Source organism: Pseudoalteromonas sp. Angola-7 (assembly GCF_028599255.1).
Classification (GTDB): Bacteria; Pseudomonadota; Gammaproteobacteria; order Enterobacterales; family Alteromonadaceae; genus Pseudoalteromonas; species Pseudoalteromonas atlantica.
In genome coordinates, this window is record NZ_JAQREL010000056.1 from 1 (window position 1) to 421 (window position 421).

Annotated in this window: 1 protein-coding gene; it reads right to left on the reverse strand. The window is 52.3% G+C overall.

The genetic code is table 11. The annotated features are described in order from the left end of the window. Window positions 1-421: Ig-like domain-containing protein (locus tag PSH50_RS21060; RefSeq protein WP_273610078.1), on the reverse strand; the 421-nt coding region annotated here is incomplete at both ends.

The following is a 421-nucleotide window of genomic DNA, read 5'->3' on the forward strand; positions in this document are numbered from 1 at the left end:
CATCCGTGATGCTAGCACTGACACTGTAGTTACCTTCGGCTAAATCAGTCGCTGGGGTGGCACTCCAATTACCATTGGCATCGGTTTGTACATCAATAGTTTGTACGGCATTGGCTGCATCGGTAAAGGTTATCGTAACGGTGCTGTTTGGTGCATCACTGGTGCCCGTAACTGTTGGCGAGCTGTCGTTGGTGAGCACTGGTGCATCCACACTCACACTTGGCGCGGTGGTATCGATGTTACCGCTGCCGGTAATATCAGTGCTGTTACCTGCATCATCGCTAATGCTGGCCTCAATGCTGTACGGCCCTTCTGCAAGTGCCGTCGGTACTTCCACTGAGAAGTTGCCGCTCGCATCCACGGTGGTGGTAAAGGTTTGCTCTGCCCCTAAATCATCGATAACCGTAAAGGTGATCACGGT